This is a genomic window from Nonomuraea sp. NBC_00507, assembly GCF_036013525.1.
In the GTDB taxonomy this organism is placed as follows: Bacteria; Actinomycetota; Actinomycetes; order Streptosporangiales; family Streptosporangiaceae; genus Nonomuraea.
Genome location: NZ_CP107853.1, coordinates 10,422,762 through 10,440,293, shown reverse-complemented (window position 1 = coordinate 10,440,293; position 17,532 = coordinate 10,422,762). Strand labels below are relative to the sequence as shown.

Here is a 17,532-nt window from a genome sequence, read left to right as displayed (position 1 = left end):
GGGTGGACGTGGTCAGCCGACGCCGAGGAGGGCGTGGGCGCGGGCGCGATCCGCCCGGAAGTCCGCGGTGGAACTCCGGTGCACGATGCGCCCCTTCTGCATGACCGCCACCTCGTCCGCCAGGCGGAAGGCCAGGTGCAGGTCCTGCTCGACGAGCACGGCCGCGATGCCCTCGCCGCGTAGCCCCTCCAGCAGCTCGGCGACCTGGTCGACGACCGCGGGCGCGAGGCCGTCGGACGGCTCGTCGAGCAGCAGCAGGCGCGGGTTGCGCAGCAGCGCGCGGCCGATGGCCAGCATCTGCTGCTCGCCGCCGGACAGCTGGTCGCCGCGGTTGCCGCGGCGCTCGGCGAGCCGCGGCATCAGCTCGTAGATCCGCTCCGGTGTCCAGCCGTCCTGCCCGCGCCCGGACGCGATGCGCAGGTTCTCCGCCACGGTGAGCGGCGCGAACACGCGGCGGCCCTGGGGGACGATCGCCACGCCGCTGCGGGCGACCACGTGCGCGGCCGCCCCAGCGAGCTCCCGGTCACCGAGGCGGATGCTGCTGCCGGAGTACGGCTTGAGCATGCCCATGACGGTGTGGACGAAGGTGCTCTTGCCCGCACCGTTGCGACCCAGCATGGCCACGACGCCGCCGGCGGGCACGGTGAGGTCGACGCCGTCGAGCACCGTGCTGCCCGCGTAGCCGGCGCGCAGGTCGCGTACGGTCAGCAGGTCCGTCATCGGAGACCTCCCGGGAAGAGCTCGTCGGTTCTGGCGGAGCCGAGATAGGCGCGTCGCACCTCGTCGTCGGCCTGGATCTCCTGCGGGGTCCCGGTGGCCAGGACGCGTCCCAGGTGCAGAACGGTGATGCGATCGGCCAGGCGGAACACCACGTCGAGGTCGTGTTCGACGATGAGCAGGGTCAGCTCGTCCGGCAGTCGCTCCACCAGCGCCGCGAAGCGCTCGGTCTCGGCGGCGGACATCCCCGCGGTGGGTTCGTCGAACATGACGAGAGCCGGCTGCGCCGCGAGCACCATCGCCACTTCGAGCTGCCGGCGTTCGCCGTGGGACAGGTCGGCGGCCCGGTCGTCGGCCCGCCCGGCCAGCCCCACCGATTCCAGGTGGCGGCGGGCTTCGGCTTCGGTGCGCCGGAAACGCCGTGCGGCCCGGTCGAACCGGTACGCCACCCGGTGAACGCGCTGGACGGCGAGCGCGACGTTGTCCAGCACCGAGCAGTCCAGGAAGAGGCTGGAATGCTGATAGGTGCGCAGCAGCCCGCGCCGGGCCCGCTCGGACTCGGGCAGGGCCGTGACGTCCTGGCCGGCGAACATCACGCTTCCGCCGGTGGCCGGCAACGTGCCCGCCACGGTCGCGAACAACGTCGACTTGCCGGCGCCGTTCGGCCCGATGAGGGCGTGCCGTTCGCCCGGCGACACCGCCAGGTCGACGTGGTCCACGGCGGTGAGCGAGCCGTAGGCGCGGGTGAGCCCCCGCAGCTCCAGGAGAGGCGTCATGACGAGCGCTCCTTTCCGCGGCCTTTTCTCCGGCGGACGCCGGCCAGCCCGCGCGGCATGACGAAGACGACCGCGACGAACAGCAGCCCCAGCAGCAGCGGGCCGTGCCCGTCGATGGAGGCCGACAGGTTGTCGCGCACCAGCAGCACAAGGGCCGCGCCCAGGCACGGTCCCCACAGGCTGCCCGACCCGCCGATGACGACGCTGAGCAGGGCGAGCGCCGCGACCTCGAAACCCAGGTCCCCGGGCGAGACGAACCGCGCCTGCGCCACCCACAACGCGCCACCGGCTCCCGCGACGGCCCCCGCCAGGCAGAACACGCCATACCTGGCGAGCGCTGGGCGGTAGCCGAGCGCCCGCATCCGGGCCTCGTTGTCGCGTACGCCGCGTAGCGTCCTGCCGTACGGGGACCGGACGACCAGCGCGACCGCCGCGATGAGGACGATGGCCACCGCCAGCACCCACCAGTAGACGAACCCGCTGGCCAGCAGCGGAGCGCCGAACAGGCTGATCGGCGGCATCCCCGCCAGGCCGTTGCTGCCGCCCACGGCCGACCAGGTGTCGGCCACTTGATGCACCGACTCGCCGATGGCCAGCGTCAGCATGAGGAAGACGATGCCCCGGGCACGCACGGCGACCCATCCGGTGGCGGCCGCGGCGATCAACCCGGCCGCGAGCCCGGCGACCACCTGCACCATCGCGTCCGAGGTGATGTGGAGGCCGATGAGCACGGCCGTGTAGGCGCCGGCGCCGAAGTAGGCGGCCTGCCCGAGTGTGGGCAGGCCGGCGACCCCGGTGAGCAGGTCGACGCTGAGCACCAGCACCGCGAAGGCCAGCATGCGCGTCATCGTGGTCACCGGGTACGCCCCCAGCACCACCGGCGCCGCCACCAGCACCGCGAGCACGGCGGCGACGATCACGACCTTGCGCGGCGAGGAGCGGGTCACCTCGGGAGTCACGGTCTCCGTCCGTTCCATGGTGGTGGTGACCTTCACGCGCGCACCGCCCCGCCCGCGGGCAGCAGACCGGCCGGGCGCAGCAGGAGCACCAGACCCATCGCGGCGAAGATCAGGAAGGACGCGTACTCCGGCAGCAGCGAGGTGCCGAGCGCCTGCACCTGCCCGATCAGGACGGCGCCGAGCAGCGCACCCCGGACCGAGCCGAGACCGCCGATGACCACCACGACCAGCGCCAGCAGCAGCACCTTCTCGTCCAGGCCAGGCTGGGCGCCCAGGATCGGCCCGGCCAGCACCCCGCCGACCGCCGCCAGCCCGGCGCCCGCCGCGAACACCCCCACCAGCACGCGTCCGGTGTTGATGCCCAGCGCCGACACCATGCCGCGGTCGGCGACGGTCGCGCGGATCACCGAGCCGAGCACGCTCCGCTCGACCAGGACGTAGACCGCGACCGCCAGCACCACCCCGAACCCGATCACCAGCAGCCGGTAGACCGGGTAGGTCTCGCCGAACACGACGACGCTCCCCGCGACCGGGGCCGGCGCGGCGATGGAGTGCACGTCGTTGCCGAAGAAGATCGACAGCAGCTCGGCGACCACGAGGGAGACGCCAAGCGTGAGCAGCGCCTGGTCGAGATGGTGCGGCGTGGCCCGGGTCAGGCCCGCGAGCACGCCACCCAGCAGGGCCCCCAGCACGGCGGCGAGCAGCACCGCCAGGACGAAGGCCGCCAGGCCGGCGCCGTCGGCGACCAGCGCCACCGCGACGTAGGCGCCGACCAGGTAGACCGCGCCGTGCGCGAGATTGAGCACGTCCATCATGCCGAACACCAGGGACAATCCCAGCGCGATGGCGAACAGCAGCGAGCCCATCGCCAGCCCGTTGAGCACGCTGACCAGGTGGCCGGTCATGGCGTCCCGCTGAGCGGGCCGACGACCGCGTTGACGACGGCGCCGCCGCTGGACTTGACCTCGCGCAGGTAGTACGCCTGCTGGGGGTCGTGGTTGGCGTCGAAGCTCCACTGGCCGCGCGGGCTGTCGACGGGACCGACCGCGCCCAGCGCCTTGACCAGCTCGTCACCGCTCCCGCTCGGCGCGTTCGCGAGAGCCTTGTCGAGCACGGCCGCGGAGTCGTAGGCCTGCACCGCGTACACCGTGGGCGCCTCGTTGTAGGCCTTGCGGTAGGCGGCAACGAACTCCTTGTTGCGTGGACTGTCCAGCTCAGTGGAGTAGTGCAGGGAGGTCTTCACGCCGACCGCCGCCTCGCCCTGCGCGTCCAGCACGCCGCCCTCGGTGAGGAAGCCCGTGGCGTACAGCGGCGTCTTGTCGGCCAGCCCGAACTGCCGGTACTGCTTGACGAAGTTGACCGCCTCGGCGCCCGCGTAGAAGCTGTAGACGGCCTTGGCGCCGGAGCCGCGGATCGCCGACAGGAACGGCTGGAAGTCCTGGGTCTTGCCGAACGGCGTGTACTTCTCGCCGGCGACCTTGCCACCGGCCGCCTCGAACGTCTTGCGGAAGCCCGCGACCATCTCCTTGCCCGCGGCGTAGTCGGCGGCGATGAGGTAGACGCCGCCGTCGGTCTCCTTGGCCACCTCGGGGCCGAGCGCGGCCGCGACCTTGCCGTTGGAGAAGCTGGTACGCCAGACATAGTCGGATTTCTGGGCACCGGTGATGGCGTCGGCGCCGGCGTTGGCGATCAGCAGCAGCTTCTTGGACTCATGGAAGAAGTCCCGCAGGCCGAGCGCGGTGGCGGAGTTGACGACTCCGACGACCGCGGTCGCCTGATCCTGGGTCACCAGCTTCTGGGCGGCGGGCACGCCGGTCTGCGGCCCTTCGCCCTCATCGGCGGACACGACCTCGACCGTGCGCCCGCCCAGCTTGCCGCTGTGCTGGTCCAGGTAGAACTGGAATCCATTGCGCATGTCCTCGCCGAGTGGGGCGTAGACCCCCGACAGCGGCACCAGCAGACCTATCTTCACGGAGCCCGCGGTCGACTCGCCGCCGGACTGGGTCAGGCTCGAACCCGCACAACCCGACAGCGCGAGCAGGACGACGGCGGTGCCGGGTCGTAGCGTGTGGAGAACAGTAGAGAGAACACCCATGTGCGACTCCCGGGGGTGACGTCGGCGTCATTGCGCTGACACAGTGCGCACAGAATCCACAGATGAGTGTTGTGGCGTCAAGAGTCTGTAACAAATCGATACCTCGTTGAGCTGCGGGGCGTCAGGTGTGGATCGTGTCGGCGGGTCCATTCGGCTCCCAGCCAGGTCGGATCTAGTGTGTCGATGCAGGTCACGCTGGTGTGACGCGGCGTTGCGGTAACACAATCTGCTACATAAGCCTTTCGCAACGCGATGAAAGTGTGGCAAGTTTGGGATGTGAGCGGAGGATTGCGATGACCCGTACGTTGCCGGACCGATGCGGCGTGGTGGGCGGCGGGCGCATGGGCGCCGGCATCGCCCACGCCCTTCTGCTGGCCGGTTGTGAGATCACGCTGGTGGAGCGCGACGGGGAGGCCGCGGCCGCCGCCCGCGCCCGGGTGGCCCGCGCCGTCCGGGGCAGCGCCGAGCGTGGCCTGATCAAGGACGCCGACGAGCCGATGACCCGCCTGCACCCGGTCACCGGCGCCGCCGGCCTGGCCGGATGCGGGCTGGTGATCGAGGCGGTGCCCGAGGACCTCGACCTGAAGCTCGTCACACTCCGCGCCGTCGAGGACGCCGTCGAGCCGGAGGCGGTCATCGCCTCCAACACCAGCAGCATCTCGCTCGACACCCTCGCCGAGGCGCTCGCCCGGCCAGGACGTTTCCTCGGGCTGCACTTCTTCAACCCCGTCCCGGCGAGCAAGCTCGTCGAAGTGGTGATCGCCTCCGCCACCGAACCCGCCCTGCGGGAGCGTGCCACGGCCTGGGTGGAGGAGATCGGCAAGACCGCCGTGGTCGTCCGCGACTCGCCCGGCTTCGCCAGCAGCAGGCTCGGGGTCATCCTCGGCCTGGAGGCGATCCGCATGGTCGAGTCCGGCGTCGCCACGGCCGAGGACATCGACGCCGCGATGACGCTCGGCTACGGCCACCCGACAGGACCCCTGCGCCTGACCGACCTCATCGGCCTGGACGTGCGGCTGGGCATCGCCCGCTATCTCGAACGCGAGCTGGGCCCCCGCTTCTCCCCGCCGGACCTGCTCGTCCGGCTCGTCGAACAGGGCCATCTCGGACGCAAGACCGGCAAGGGCTTCTACGACTGGAGTGACGCATGACGTTGCCGAGCTATCTCGAAGGCGCCTGGCGCACCGGCGCCGGCGAAGGGACGCCCGTCGCCGACGCGGTCACCGGCGAGCTCGTCACCCGGGTCACCAGCGACGGGCTCGACCTGGCCGCCGCGGTGACGTACGCGCGCCGCACCGGCCTGGCCGCACTCGGCGAGCTGACCTTCCCGCAGCGGGCCGCCGCGCTCAAGGCCGCCGCCCTGGCACTGCAGGAGCGCAAGCAGGAGCTGTACGACCTGTCGGCGCGGGCCGGCGCCACTCGAAGGGACGCCGCGGTCGACGTGGACGGCGGCATCGGCACGGCCCTCGTCTACGCGAGCCTCGCCCGCAAGGGCCTGCCCGACCACACCCTCATCGTCGAGGACGACCTGATCCCGCTCGGCAAGGGCGGCACGTTCGCGGGCCGGCACGTCCTCACCACGCCCCGCGGGATCTCCCTGCAGATCAACGCGTTCAACTTCCCGGTCTGGGGCATGCTGGAGAAGCTCGCCCCCGCGTTGCTCGCCGGGCTGCCGACGATCGTCAAGCCCGCCACCCCGACCGTGTACATCGCCGCGCACGCCGTGCGCATCATCGCCGACGCGCTGCCGCCGGGGGCGATCCAGCTCGTCGCCGGAGGCATCCCCGGCCTGCTCGAGCTGCTGGGCGGGCAGGACCACATCGGGTTCACCGGGTCCGCGGCCACGGCCGCCCGGCTGCGGGCCGACCCCGCCGTCACGCGCCGCTCGGCCCGCTTCAACGCCGAGGCCGACTCGCTCAACTGCTCGGTCCTCGGCCCGGACGCCGTGCCCGGGCAGCCGGAGTTCGACCTGTTCGCCGACGCGCTCGTCACCGAGATGACGGTCAAAGCCGGGCAGAAGTGCACCGCCATCCGGCGCGCGTTCGTGCCCGCGCACCTCATCGACCCGGTGTCCGAGGCGGTCGAGGCACGGCTCGCGCGCGTGGTCGCGGGCGCGCCGGGCGCGGCGGGCGTGACGATGGGGGCGCTCGTCGGTCTCGCGCAGCGCGACGACGTCCGCGCCGCCGTCGCCCGCCTCTCCGAGGCCGGCTCCCTTGTGTACGGTGACCCGCACAAGGTCGAGGTCGTCGGCGCCGACGCCGAACGCGGCGCCTTCCTGTCGCCGCTGCTGCTGCGTGCCGACGACGTGGACCGCCCCGAGCCCCATGAGGTGGAGGCGTTCGGCCCCGTGAGCACGCTCATGCGTTACCACGACACCGCGCAGCTGGCGGAGCTGATCGCCCGGGGCGACGGCTCGCTGGCCGGGTCCGTCGTCTCCCACGACCGGGACTTCGTCCGGCAGGTCGTGCTCGGCGCGGCCGCCTGCCACGGCCGCCTTCTCGTGCTCGACCGCGACAGCGCGGGAGAGTCCACCGGGCACGGCACGCCCATGCCGCAGCTCGTCCACGGCGGACCCGGCCGCGCCGGCGGCGGCGAGGAGGAGGGCGGCCTGCGTGCCGTGCACGCCCACCTGCAGCGCACCGCTCTCCAGGGCGGCCCAGAGATTCTCGACGCGATCGTCAACTGAGACATGCAGACAGGAGAGCAGCGATGAGCACCGACTCCCGCACCGGCGCCGCCCCCGCGCCCGCCGGCCCCCTCAGCCGGGTCGACTACAGCGAGCGCATCCCCAACAACGTCAACCTGGCCGGTGACCGCCGCCTGCAGCGCGCGCTCGAAGGCTGGCAGCCGAAGTTCCTCGACTGGTGGAAGCAGCTCGGCCCGGCCCTGCCGACCAAGGACGTCTACCTGCGCACCGCCGTGGCGGTGGGCCGCGACGGGTGGGCGCACTTCGAGCACGTCCCCATGGATGAGTACCGCTGGGGCATCTTCCTGGCCGAGCGGGACCCCGACCGCAAGGTCAACTTCGGCAAGCACAAGGGCGAGCCGGCCTGGCAGGAGGTGCCCGGCGAGCACCGGGCCGACCTGATGCGCCTGATCGTCGTGCAGGGCGACACCGAGCCCGCCTCGGTCGAGCAGCAGCGCATCCTCGGCAACACCGCGCCCAGCATCTACGACCTGCGCAACCTCTTCCAGGTCAACGTGGAGGAGGGCCGCCACCTGTGGGCCATGGTCTACCTCCTGCACGCCTACTTCGGCAGGGAGGGGCGCGAGGAGGCCGAGCAGCTGCTCAAGCGCAACTCGGGCGACCTCGACTCGCCGCGGATCCTCGGCGCCTTCAACGAGGCGACCACCGACTGGCTGCAGTTCTTCATGTTCACGTACTTCACCGACCGGGACGGCAAGTATCAGCTCGGGACGTTGAAGGAGTCGGCGTTCGACCCGCTGGCGCGTACCTGCGAGTTCATGCTGAAGGAGGAGGCCCACCACATGTTCGTGGGCACCACCGGCGTGCAGCGGATTTTGGAGCGCACCGCCGAGCTCATGAAGGAGCACGGCACGGCCGACGTCCTCCCGCACGGCGGCATCCCGCTGGACATCATCCAGAAATACCTCAACTTCCAGTTCTCGGTGTCGATGGACCTGTTCGGCTCCGAGCAGTCCACCAACGCCGGCAACTACTACAGCTCCGGCCTGAAGGGCCGGTGGATGGAGACCCGGCGCAAGGACGACCACGTGCTGCTGGAAGACACCCGCGAGCTGCGTTACGTCGAGGACGGCCAGATCAAGACGAAGACCGTGCCGATGCTCAGCGCGCTCAACCTCGACCTGCGCGACGAGTACGTCGCCGACTGCGCCAACGGCGTGCGCCGCTGGAACCAGGCCCTGGAGGACGCCGGGCTCAGCGACCGGCTGTACCTGCCGCACGAGGGCTTCAACCGCAAGGTCGGCGTGTACGCAGGACACCACGTGACCCCGCAGGGCGAGGTCATCGAGGAGGCCGCCTGGCAGGCCAGGACCGACGAGTGGCTGCCCACGCCGGCCGACCGCGAGGCGGTGGCGGGCCTGATGGTCCCCGAGTACGAGTACGGCAAGTTCGCCGGCTGGATCGCCCCGCCGAAGACCGGCATCAACGACCAGCCGGTCGAATTCGACTACGTGCACCTGGCCGACGAAGGTCTCCTCTAGAAAGATCTAGGAGCGGGCGGCGGCGCCTTCGTCCATGCGGTCCCACTCGGCCTGGGCCCGCCGGTGCCACCGGTTGTGCAGGTCGTGGAAGACGGCCGCCGCCCGCGGGCCGGGCCAGTCGTGCTCGAGCAGCTCGGCGGGCAGGTCGGGATCGAGGAACGGGAAGCGCCGCCACTCCTGGATGAGCAGCACCTGGTTGACGAACGCGTCGCGGTCGGACTCGACGGGGAGGCCCTCGAAGCGTTCGATGAAGCCGAGGTAGCGCTTCTCCACGTCGTCGAGGTCCCACGCGGCGTTGATGAGCGTGGCGGTGTCGCCGATGCCCGCCGACGGACCGGTCCAGGCGTAGGCGCGGTCGGCGAGGTCGAGCTCGCGGATGACCTCCCGGACCGCGGCCTCCTTGGACGCGTCGGGGACGATCCAGAGCGTGGGGGAGGGCGAGCCGAGCCCGAGCCAGGTGAGCTTGGTGCGCAGGCGGTGGCGCAGCTGGCGCTGGGCCTCCGGCACCCCGGCCGTGAGGACCAGCCAGCGGCCGTCCCACCCGTGCGGCCCGCGCATGAAGCCGTAGATGCGTTCGGTGCCCTCGCGCAGCAGCCGGTCGCCGGCCTCGGTCAGGTTCCAGCGCACCTTGCGGCCGTGCCGCACCGACGTGAGCAGGCCTTCGGCCGCGGTGCGGGACAGAGCCTGACGCGCGGACTTCTCCTCGACACCGAGGGCGCCGAGCGCGGTGACCAGGGTGCCCGTCCAGACCTCGCCGCTGCGCGGCAGCACGAACTCGCCGAGGACGGTCAGCAGCAGCGAGCGCGCACTGGCGCCGGTCGGGCGGCGCTCGGCCGCCTGGCCGGTCTCCGTGTGCGCTTCGCGCGGGGCCACGTCCGCCCTCCTGTCGTCAGTCTCGCTGGTGAGGCGCATTCTGCCAGGTTAGGCAAGCCTGCGCGTCGTGACGTACCGTTCCCCCAAAATGCTACAAACACTTGACGATACATCTGCGAAACGTCGAACATTGGAGGCGCAAGCCCCCCTGCACCTCCTGGAGCACGCATTGAGTGAAACAACGCATTCGGCTCCGCCGGTGGTTCGCTTCGCGACCTCCCCGGACCGTTACCGTCACTGGAAGCTCGAGGTGGACGGGGCGGTGGCCACCGTCACGCTGCGCGTGGACGAGCACGGCGGCCTGGTCCCCGGCTACGAGCTCAAGATGAACTCCTACGATCTCGGCGTCGACATCGAACTGTACGACCTCGTCCAGCGGCTGCGCTTCGAGCACCCGGAGGTCAAGGCGGTCGTGGTGACCGGCGGCCTGGAACGCATGTTCTGCGCCGGGGCCAACATCAGGATGCTGGCACAGTCCACGCACGCCTGGAAGGTCAACTTCTGTAAGTTCACCAATGAGACCCGCAACGGCATCGAGGACGCGACCGAGCACTCCGGCCAGACCTGGATCGCCGCGCTCAACGGCACCGCCGCCGGCGGCGGCTACGAGCTCGCGCTCGCCTGCGACCAGATCGTCCTCGTGGACGACGGGTCCTCGGCCGTGTCCCTGCCCGAGGTGCCGCTGCTCGGCGTGCTGCCCGGCACCGGCGGCCTGACCCGCGTCGTGGACAAGCGCCACGTGCGCAAGGACCGCGCCGACCTCTTCGCCACCAAGTCCGAGGGTTTCCGCGGCGGCACGGCCGTGGAGTGGGGCCTGGTGGACGCCTCCGTCCCGCGTAACGCCCTGGACGAGGAGGTCGCCAGGCGCGCCGCGGCCGCCGCGGCGACGTCCCAGCGGCCTTCGGAGGCGAAGGGCGTGGCGCTGACGCCGCTCGACCGCAAGGATGAGGGCGACGTGATCACCTACCCGTATCTGTCGGCGCGGATCGACCGGGCCGCCCGCCTCGTCGAGATCACCGTGAGCGGCCCCCACGACGCCCCGCCGGCCGACCCCGCGGCCCAGGGCGCCGACTACTGGCCGCTCGCCGTGACGCGGGCGCTGGACGACCTTATTCTGCACCTGCGGACCAATGAGCTGGATCTGGGCATCTGGGTCCTGCGGGCGGCAGGCGATCACGAGCGGGTGCTGGCCTACGACGCCCAGCTGCGCGAGCTGACCGGCGACTGGTTCGTCAACGAGGTGCGCCACTACTACAAGCGCACGCTCAAGCGCCTCGACGTCACCAGCCGCAGCCTCATCGCCGTCATCGAGCCGGGCACGGCCTTCGCCGGACTGCTGGCCGAGCTGGCCCTGGCCGCCGACCGGCAGTACATGCTGGAGGGCGTCTACGAGGACCGCGACGACGATGCCGTCCCCGCCACCATCGTGCTCACCCCGGTCAACGACGGCGACTACCCCATGGGCAACGGCCTGTCCCGCCTGCAGTCGCGCTTCTGGGGCCATGAGGAGGACCTGCAGGCCGTGCGCGCCAGGATCGGCGAGCCGCTGGACGCGGCCGCCGCGGTGGAGCTCGGACTGGTCACGCTGGCCCTGGACGACATCGACTTCGAAGAGGAGCTGCGGATCGTCCTGGAGGAACGCGCCTCGCTCTCGCCCGACGCGCTGACCGGCATGGAGGCCAACCACCGCTTCGTCGGCCCCGAGACGCTGGAGACGAAGATCTTCGGACGGCTCACCGCCTGGCAGAACTGGATCTTCATCCGGCCGAACGCCTCCGGCCCCGACGGCGCCCTGCGCCGCTACGGCACCGGCCGCAAGGGCGACTACGACCTCGGGCGGGTCTGACCATGACCGAGTTCAACGCGGGAACCTGGCTCGTCCACCGCCACGTCCAGGAGGGCCACGGCGGCCGGATGGCCGTGCGCGGCGCCGCCACCCTCACCTACGCCGAGCTGTCGGAGGTCGTCGGGACCGTCACCGCCGGGCTGCGCTCTCTCGGCCTGCGGCGCGACGACCGCGTCGTGTTCGTCACCAACGACGACGTGCCGATGTTCGCCGGGATCCTCGCCGCCTTCTGCGGCGGGTTCGTGGCCGTGCCCGTCTCCACCATGCTGGGAGCCAAGGAGCTCGGCACGATCATCGCCGACTCCGGCGCCGCCGTGGTCGTGGCGAGCGCCGACTACGCTCCCCAGGTCCAGGAAGCCCTCACCCTGGCGCCCGAAGTGCGCCACCTGGTGTGGGACGGCGACGCCCCGCCGGGCGACACGTCCATGACGTGGGCCGAGCTGCTCAAGGGGGGCGACGGCCACTCGCGCGAGCCCGCCGTCACCCAGGAGGACTCCTGGGCCCTGTGGCTCTACACCTCCGGCACCACCGGCGTGCCCAAGGGCGCCATGCACCGCCACGCCAACATCCGCCACGTCTGCCGGACCTACGGCGACCAGGTGCTCGGCATCGGCCCCGGCGACGTCTGCTTCTCCATCGCCAAACTCTTCTTCGCCTACGGCATCGGCAACTCGATGTTCTTCCCGCTCTCGGCCGGGGCCTCGACAGTGCTGGAGCCGCGCCGCCCCAACCCCGCCGTGACGGCCTCGCGCATGGCCGCGGACCGGCCGACGTTGTTCTTCGCCGTCCCCACCTTCTACGCCGCGCTGCTGGCCGCCGACCTGCCCGAGGACACCTTCACGTCGGTACGCCTGGCCGCCTCGGCGGGGGAGGCGCTGCCCGCGCCGCTGCAGGAGCGGTTCACCGGGCGCTTCGGCGTCGAGGTCATCGACGGCATCGGCTCCACCGAGGCGCTGCACATCTTCCTGTCGAACCGGCCCGGTGAGGTGCGCCCCGGCACGACCGGCGTGCCGGTGCCCGGCTACGACATCGAGCTGCGCGACGCCGAAGGCGCGCAGGTGCCCGACGGCGTGCCGGGGGCGCTGTACGTCCGCGGGGAGTCCATCGCCCTGGGCTACTGGCGGCGCACCGACGCCAGCCGCACCGTGTTCGCGGGCGAGTGGCTCAACACCGGCGACACGTACGTGCGGTCCCCGGACGGCTACTACACCTGCCTGGGCCGCAGCAACGACCTGCTCAAGGCGGGCGGCATCTGGGTCTCGCCGACCGAGGTCGAGAGCCGCCTGCTCGAGCACCCGCAGGTCGCGGAGGCGGCCGTGGTGGGCGTGGCGGACGAGAACGGGCTCGACAAGCCGGTGGCGTGCGTCGTCACCAGGGGAGGGGTCACCGCCGAGGAGCTCGTCCAGTGGTGCCGTGACGGGCTGGCCTCGTTCAAGCGCCCCCGGCACGTGGTCTTCCTCGATCAGCTGCCCAAGACGGCGACCGGCAAGATCCAGCGGTTCAAGGTCCGCGAGCTCCTCGTCCACCGGGAGGTACGCGGATGAGCGTGCTCGACGTCGATGTGCTGATCGTCGGGGCGGGCCCGGTCGGCCTGTTCGGCGCCTACTACGCCGGGGTGCGCGGGTTGCGCACCGCGGTCGTCGACTCACTCAGCCAGGTCGGCGGCCAGGTCAGCGCCATGTACCCGGAGAAGGAGATCTACGACATCGCCGGGTTCCCCGCCGTCTCCGGCCGCCGCCTCATCGCCAATCTGGTGGAGCAGGCGGCGCCGTACCGGCCCGCGTACGTGCTCGGCGAGGAGGCCCAGCGGCTCGAACACGCGCCCGGCGGCCTGCTGGTGGTGAAGACCGGCGGCGGGACCGAGATCACCGCCCGGGCGGTCGTCGTGACCGGCGGCATCGGCACCTTCACGCCCCGCCCGCTCCCGGCCGGCGAAGAGTTCCTCGGCAGGGGCCTTGAGTATTTCGTGCCCGACGCCGCGGGCTACACGGGCAAGGACGTGGTCGTCGTCGGCGGCGGCGACAGCGCGGTGGACTGGGCGCTCATGCTCCACCCCATCGCGAGCAGCGTCACGCTCGTGCACCGCCGTGCCACCTTCCGCGCCCACCACGGCTCGGTCGAGCGGCTCAGGGCCGCGCCCGTGGAGATCGTCACCAACGCCCAGGTCGCCGCCGCCCACGGCGGCGACCGGCTGGAACGCGTCGAGCTGAGCACGGGGGAGACCCTCCCGTGCGAGCGGCTCGTCGCGGCCCTCGGCTTCACCGCCAACCTGGGGCCGCTGCGCGAGTGGGGGCTCGACCTGCACGACAACCGCCACCTGGTCGTCGACTCGGCAATGCGCACCAACGTGCCCGGCATCTTCGCCGCCGGCGACATCGCCGACTACGACGGCAAGGTGCGGCTGATCGCGGTCGGGTTCGGCGAGGTGGCGACGGCCGTCAACAACGCCGCGGTGCACATCGACCCCGCCGCCCAGCTCTTCCCGGGGCACTCGACCGACAACCCCGCCCCGGTCTAGTTCAGGAGTTCTCACATGCCGTACGTCATCGCCGCACCCTGCATCGACGTCATGGACAAGTCGTGCGTCGAGGAGTGCCCGGTCGACTGCATCTACGAGGGGGATCGCAAGCTCTACATCAACCCCAAGGAGTGCATCGACTGCGGCGCGTGCGAGCCCGTGTGCCCCGTCGAGGCGATCAGCCAGGACCGCCGGGTCGACCCCGAGCACGCCGGCTTCGTCGAGGACAACCGCCGCTTCTTCATCGAGGTGCTGCCGGGACGCGAGGCGCCCATCGGCACGCCCGGAGGGTCGAACAAGACGGGCCGCATCGGCGTGGACACTCCCATGGTGGCGGACCGGTCATGATCGATGGCATGCGACTCATCGACGCGCACGTGCACATCCCCGTGCTGGACACCCTCAAGCCGGCCTGGCTGGAGTGGGCCCGCGACTTCGGCGAGCACGGCCTCATGGAGGACGCCTGGGACTCCGGCGGCAGGCCGCGCCCGGCCCGCCTGGATGAGATCTTCGCCGCTCAGGGCGTGGACGTGGCGTTGTTGTTCTGCGAATACAGCCCCAAGGCGACCGGCCTGCAGTCCTTCGAGGACCTGCTGCCGATCGTCGAGCACAACCCGGCCAGGTTCCGCCCGGTCGCCAACGTCAACCCGCACCTGCACTTCCCGATCGCCGAGGAGGTGCGGCGGCAACTCGACCTCGGGGCCGCCGCGCTGAAGCTGCATCCGGTGCACGGCGGGTTCCGCTGCGACGACGCGGCCCTCTACCCGGCCTACCAGGTGCTCGAGGAGCGGGGCGTCCCGCTCGTCGTGCACTGCGGCACGAGCTCCTTCCCCGGCTCGATGAACGAGAACGCCGACCCGCGCTTCCTCATCCCGGTCGTGCGCGACTTCCCCGGACTCAACGTCGTGCTCGCGCACGGCGGGCGCGGCTGGTGGTACGACGCCGCGGCCTTCCTGGCGCTGTCGAACGACACCGTGTGGCTGGAGCTGTCCGGTCTGCCGCCCAAGCGGCTGCCGGAGTACTACGCGCGCTACGACCTCACCCGCCTGGCGCGCAAGTGCATCTTCGGCACCGACTGGCCCGGCGTGCCCGGCATCGCCGCCAACGCGCGTGCCGTCGCCGGGCTGCTGCCGGCCGATGTGGCCGCGGCCGTGCTCGCGGGCAACGCGACGCGCGTGTACGCGGGGGTGTGACCGGTGCCCGTTTACGCCCTCGGCGACCAGGTGCCCCGCATCCATCCGGACGCGTACGTCCACCCCGACGCCGTCGTCATCGGCAGCGTCACCATCGGCGCGGAGTCGTCGGTGTGGCCGGCCGCCGTGCTGCGGGGCGACTTCGGCCGCATCGAGATCGGCGAGCGGACCTCCGTCCAGGACGGCACCGTCGTGCACACCACCGAGCAGTGGCCCACCGTGATCGGCAGCGACTGCGTGGTCGGGCACAACGCCCATCTCGAAGGATGCACGGTCGAGGACCGCTGCCTCATCGGCTCGGGCGCAGTCGTGCTGAACCGCGCCCTGGTCCGCACCGGGTCGGTGGTCGGCGCGCAGGCGCTCGTACCGGAAGGGCTGGAGGTCCCGGCCGGCCACCTGGCGCTCGGCGTGCCGGCCCGCCCCAGGCCCATGGACGGCACCGCGCAGAGCGAGTGGATCGACTTCGGCGTGGACGAATACCGCGGCAACGCCAAGCGCTACCGGCACGAACTGCGCAGGCTCGACCCCTGACGTCAGCGGCGCTTGTCCAGGAACGCCGTCATGCGCGCGTGCTTGTCCTCGGTCTCGAACAACACGGCCTGCGCCACGTCGTCGAAGCGCGGATGCGCGCCAGGAGGCGCGGCCAGGGCGAGCTTGGTCAGGCGCAGCGCCAGCGGCGCGTTCTTGGCGATGCGGGCGGCCAGCCGGTCCGCCGCGGCCGCCAGCTCCTCCTCGGGGACCAGCTCGTTGACCAGCCTGACGGCCAGCGCCTCCTCGGCGGACACCACTCTGCCCGCGAGCAGGATCTCCTTGGCGAGCGGCTCGCCGACCAGCTCGCGCAGCCGCCAGCACGCGCCCGCGGCGGCCATGATGCCGAGCCCCGCCTCGGGATTGCCGAACCGGGCCCGCGGGGTCGCGATGCGGAAGTCGCAGGCGTAGGCCAGCTCCGCGCCGCCGCCCAGGGCGGGCCCGTCGATGGCCGCGATCGTGGGCATCGGCAGCCGGGCGATGCGGTCGAACAGGCCGCTGTTGATGCCGGCGAGCGCGTCCTCGCGGCGGCGCTCGCGCAGCTCCCGGATGTCGGCGCCGGCGGCGAACACGCCGTCCGACCCGGTGATCACCAGGATCCGGGGGTGGCGCTCCAACTCGGCGCACACCTCGTGCAGATCGGCCACCATCGCCGCGTCGATCGCGTTGCGCACGTGCGGGCGGTCCAGCCGGACCAGCACCCGATCCTGACCGTCCTCGATCCTCAGTGTGTCGCTCAGCGGACGCTCCTCTATCCAGAACGTGCTACAGATCCATGATGATACGACACTCTAACGTAGAGCGACGGTCAGGTGGTGGATTCGCGGACCATGAGCTCGAAGGGAGCGGTGTGCTCACGGGCCTCGCGTGCGGGCGCCCCCATGCGGCCGGTCAGCAGCTCGACGGCCTTCGCGGCCATCCACCGGTGATCCGGCGCCACCGTGGACAGCGAGGGCACCATGAACTCCGCCTCGGGGATGTCGTCGAAGCCGACGATGCGGACGTCGCCGGGGACCCGGAGGCCGCGGTCGGCCAGGCCGCGGAGCACTCCCTGCGCGACGGTGTCGGTGACCGCGATCACGCCGTCGACCTCGCGGCCGGAGCCGGCCAGGCGGTGCGCCGCCTCGCGGCCGGCCTCCATCGTCATCCTGCCCACGGTGAAGAGCAGCCCGGGATCGGGCTCGAGCCCGTGCTCGGCGAGGGCGGCGAGGTAGCCTTGGTAGCGGCGGGTCACCACGTTGACCCCCTCCAGGGCGTCGCCTGTGACGATCGCGATCCTGCGGCATCCCCGGTCGATCAGGTGCGTGGTCGCCGCTTTCGTGCCTTCCTCGTTGGGCATGGCGACGTGGTCGAAACGGCCGCCGAAGTCCCGCTCGCCGAGCATGACGATGGGGTAGCCGGCGCCGGCCAGCCGTGGATCCTCCCGCCCGAGCTCGACCGCGCTGAGGATCAGGCCGTCGAAGTGCAGCGTGTGCGAATGGGCGATCGCGTCGATCTCCCCGGCGGCGGCCGCCCCGGTCTGCTCGATCGCGACGTGGAACCCCCGCTGCGCGGCCTCGTCGATCACGTGGGCGGCGAGGTGGCCGAAGTAGGGGCTGTGGATCTCCGGCACGGCCAGGCCGATGATGCCGGTCCGCCCGGACTTGAGCGTCCGGGCGGAGAGGTTGACGCGGTAGCCCGACTGCCGGATGGCCTCCAGCACCCGGCGGCGGACCGGGTCGCTGACCCCGGCGCGGTTGTTGACCACGTTGGAGACCGTCATCTTCGACACACCCGCCAGCCGGGCGACGTCGTTCATGGTCACCATGCCTGTGAGCCTATCGCGGTGCGTTCGGCGGC

General features: G+C 71.7%; 17 protein-coding genes. 9 read left to right on the top strand and 8 right to left on the bottom strand.

The window, feature by feature from the left end:
• Nucleotides 1-12 precede the first annotated feature (12 nt).
• From OHA25_RS50050 to OHA25_RS50030, 5 genes are read right to left on the bottom strand one after another with little or no spacing between them, the layout of a single operon-like run.
• Nucleotides 13-720 (bottom strand): ABC transporter ATP-binding protein, encoded by a 708-nt coding sequence (locus OHA25_RS50050; RefSeq protein WP_327583894.1) that lies wholly within the window; start codon nucleotides 718-720, stop codon nucleotides 13-15.
• Nucleotides 717-1,493, bottom strand: a complete 777-nt coding sequence (locus tag OHA25_RS50045; protein WP_327583893.1) for an ABC transporter ATP-binding protein — start codon at nucleotides 1,491-1,493, stop codon at nucleotides 717-719. Before OHA25_RS50045 ends, OHA25_RS50050 begins: the two co-directional genes overlap by 4 nt.
• Nucleotides 1,490-2,488 carry a branched-chain amino acid ABC transporter permease gene (locus OHA25_RS50040; RefSeq protein ID WP_327583892.1) on the bottom strand — a complete coding sequence of 333 codons (999 nt, stop codon included), beginning with the start codon at nucleotides 2,486-2,488 and terminating at the stop codon, nucleotides 1,490-1,492. The genes OHA25_RS50045 and OHA25_RS50040 overlap by 4 nt, the downstream gene beginning before the upstream one ends.
• A complete protein-coding gene (locus tag OHA25_RS50035) occupies nucleotides 2,485-3,357 on the bottom strand; it encodes a branched-chain amino acid ABC transporter permease (RefSeq protein WP_327583891.1) in 873 nt (290 codons plus the stop codon). The genes OHA25_RS50040 and OHA25_RS50035 overlap by 4 nt, the downstream gene beginning before the upstream one ends.
• Complete coding sequence (locus OHA25_RS50030) at nucleotides 3,354-4,547, bottom strand: ABC transporter substrate-binding protein (RefSeq protein WP_305915943.1); 1,194 nt, start codon at nucleotides 4,545-4,547, stop codon at nucleotides 3,354-3,356. The genes OHA25_RS50035 and OHA25_RS50030 overlap by 4 nt, the downstream gene beginning before the upstream one ends.
• Before the next feature lie 293 nt (nucleotides 4,548-4,840).
• On the opposite strand from OHA25_RS50030, the gene OHA25_RS50025 reads away from it, so the two are divergent.
• Genes OHA25_RS50025 through boxB form a run of 3 tightly spaced genes read left to right on the top strand, consistent with a single transcriptional unit; the run spans nucleotide 4,841 to nucleotide 8,735 of the window.
• Nucleotides 4,841-5,698: a 3-hydroxyacyl-CoA dehydrogenase family protein gene (locus tag OHA25_RS50025; RefSeq protein ID WP_327583890.1), complete on the top strand. Its 858-nt coding sequence runs from the start codon at nucleotides 4,841-4,843 to the stop codon at nucleotides 5,696-5,698.
• Nucleotides 5,695-7,233, top strand: a complete 1,539-nt coding sequence (gene paaZ, locus OHA25_RS50020) for a phenylacetic acid degradation bifunctional protein PaaZ (protein ID WP_327583889.1) — start codon at nucleotides 5,695-5,697, stop codon at nucleotides 7,231-7,233. The genes OHA25_RS50025 and paaZ overlap by 4 nt, the downstream gene beginning before the upstream one ends.
• A gap of 23 nt (nucleotides 7,234-7,256) precedes the next feature.
• Complete coding sequence (gene boxB, locus OHA25_RS50015; protein WP_327583888.1) at nucleotides 7,257-8,735, top strand: benzoyl-CoA 2,3-epoxidase subunit BoxB; 1,479 nt, start codon at nucleotides 7,257-7,259, stop codon at nucleotides 8,733-8,735.
• Nucleotides 8,736-8,741: 6 nt separating this feature from the next.
• On the opposite strand, the gene OHA25_RS50010 is transcribed toward boxB, so the two are convergent.
• Nucleotides 8,742-9,647 (bottom strand): PaaX family transcriptional regulator, encoded by a 906-nt coding sequence (locus tag OHA25_RS50010; RefSeq protein WP_327583887.1) that lies wholly within the window; start codon nucleotides 9,645-9,647, stop codon nucleotides 8,742-8,744.
• Nucleotides 9,648-9,807: 160 nt separating this feature from the next.
• Between OHA25_RS50010 and boxC the strand changes: the two genes are divergently transcribed.
• The 6 genes from boxC to OHA25_RS49980 are packed head-to-tail and all read left to right on the top strand — an operon-like array spanning nucleotide 9,808 to nucleotide 15,696.
• The gene (gene boxC / locus OHA25_RS50005) at nucleotides 9,808-11,454 is read left to right on the top strand and encodes a 2,3-epoxybenzoyl-CoA dihydrolase (RefSeq protein ID WP_327583886.1); all 1,647 of its coding nucleotides are present in this window, start codon (nucleotides 9,808-9,810) and stop codon (nucleotides 11,452-11,454) included.
• Nucleotides 11,455-11,456: 2 nt separating this feature from the next.
• On the top strand, nucleotides 11,457-12,998 hold the full coding sequence (locus OHA25_RS50000) for a benzoate-CoA ligase family protein (RefSeq protein ID WP_327583885.1): 1,542 nt from the start codon (nucleotides 11,457-11,459) through the stop codon (nucleotides 12,996-12,998).
• Nucleotides 12,995-13,972, top strand: coding sequence for an NAD(P)/FAD-dependent oxidoreductase (locus OHA25_RS49995; protein WP_327583884.1), 978 nt, complete (start codon nucleotides 12,995-12,997; stop codon nucleotides 13,970-13,972). Before OHA25_RS50000 ends, OHA25_RS49995 begins: the two co-directional genes overlap by 4 nt.
• 15 nt (nucleotides 13,973-13,987) lie before the next feature.
• Nucleotides 13,988-14,320, top strand: a complete 333-nt coding sequence (gene fdxA / locus OHA25_RS49990; protein ID WP_327583883.1) for a ferredoxin — start codon at nucleotides 13,988-13,990, stop codon at nucleotides 14,318-14,320.
• Between the two features lie 8 nt (nucleotides 14,321-14,328).
• The gene (locus OHA25_RS49985) at nucleotides 14,329-15,165 is read left to right on the top strand and encodes an amidohydrolase family protein (RefSeq protein ID WP_327583882.1); all 837 of its coding nucleotides are present in this window, start codon (nucleotides 14,329-14,331) and stop codon (nucleotides 15,163-15,165) included.
• Nucleotides 15,166-15,168: 3 nt separating this feature from the next.
• Entirely contained in the window at nucleotides 15,169-15,696 is a 528-nt protein-coding gene (locus tag OHA25_RS49980) for a gamma carbonic anhydrase family protein (RefSeq protein WP_327583881.1), read from the top strand.
• 2 nt (nucleotides 15,697-15,698) lie between these two features.
• Here OHA25_RS49980 and OHA25_RS49975 read toward each other — a convergent pair whose 3' ends face one another.
• A complete protein-coding gene (locus OHA25_RS49975; RefSeq protein ID WP_327583880.1) occupies nucleotides 15,699-16,394 on the bottom strand; it encodes an enoyl-CoA hydratase/isomerase family protein in 696 nt (231 codons plus the stop codon).
• Between the two features lie 107 nt (nucleotides 16,395-16,501).
• Nucleotides 16,502-17,500 carry a LacI family DNA-binding transcriptional regulator gene (locus tag OHA25_RS49970; protein ID WP_327583879.1) on the bottom strand — a complete coding sequence of 333 codons (999 nt, stop codon included), beginning with the start codon at nucleotides 17,498-17,500 and terminating at the stop codon, nucleotides 16,502-16,504.
• Between the last annotated feature and the right edge of the window lie 32 nt (nucleotides 17,501-17,532).

Bases quoted from the DNA above. Each gene is read 5' to 3' on its own strand.
- OHA25_RS50050 (WP_327583894.1), bottom strand. From the start codon at position 720: ATGACGGACCTGCTGACCGTACGCGACCTGCGCGCCGGCTACGCGGGC.
- OHA25_RS50035 (WP_327583891.1), bottom strand. From the start codon at position 3,357: ATGACCGGCCACCTGGTCAGCGTGCTCAACGGGCTGGCGATGGGCTCG.
- paaZ (WP_327583889.1), top strand. From the start codon at position 5,695: ATGACGTTGCCGAGCTATCTCGAAGGCGCCTGGCGCACCGGCGCCGGC.
- OHA25_RS50025 (WP_327583890.1), top strand. From the start codon at position 4,841: ATGACCCGTACGTTGCCGGACCGATGCGGCGTGGTGGGCGGCGGGCGC.
- OHA25_RS50030 (WP_305915943.1), bottom strand. From the start codon at position 4,547: ATGGGTGTTCTCTCTACTGTTCTCCACACGCTACGACCCGGCACCGCC.
- OHA25_RS50045 (WP_327583893.1), bottom strand. From the start codon at position 1,493: ATGACGCCTCTCCTGGAGCTGCGGGGGCTCACCCGCGCCTACGGCTCG.
- fdxA (WP_327583883.1), top strand. From the start codon at position 13,988: ATGCCGTACGTCATCGCCGCACCCTGCATCGACGTCATGGACAAGTCG.
- OHA25_RS50010 (WP_327583887.1), bottom strand. From the start codon at position 9,647: ATGCGCCTCACCAGCGAGACTGACGACAGGAGGGCGGACGTGGCCCCG.
- OHA25_RS50000 (WP_327583885.1), top strand. From the start codon at position 11,457: ATGACCGAGTTCAACGCGGGAACCTGGCTCGTCCACCGCCACGTCCAG.
- OHA25_RS49995 (WP_327583884.1), top strand. From the start codon at position 12,995: ATGAGCGTGCTCGACGTCGATGTGCTGATCGTCGGGGCGGGCCCGGTC.
- OHA25_RS49985 (WP_327583882.1), top strand. From the start codon at position 14,329: ATGCGACTCATCGACGCGCACGTGCACATCCCCGTGCTGGACACCCTC.
- boxB (WP_327583888.1), top strand. From the start codon at position 7,257: ATGAGCACCGACTCCCGCACCGGCGCCGCCCCCGCGCCCGCCGGCCCC.
- OHA25_RS49970 (WP_327583879.1), bottom strand. From the start codon at position 17,500: ATGGTGACCATGAACGACGTCGCCCGGCTGGCGGGTGTGTCGAAGATG.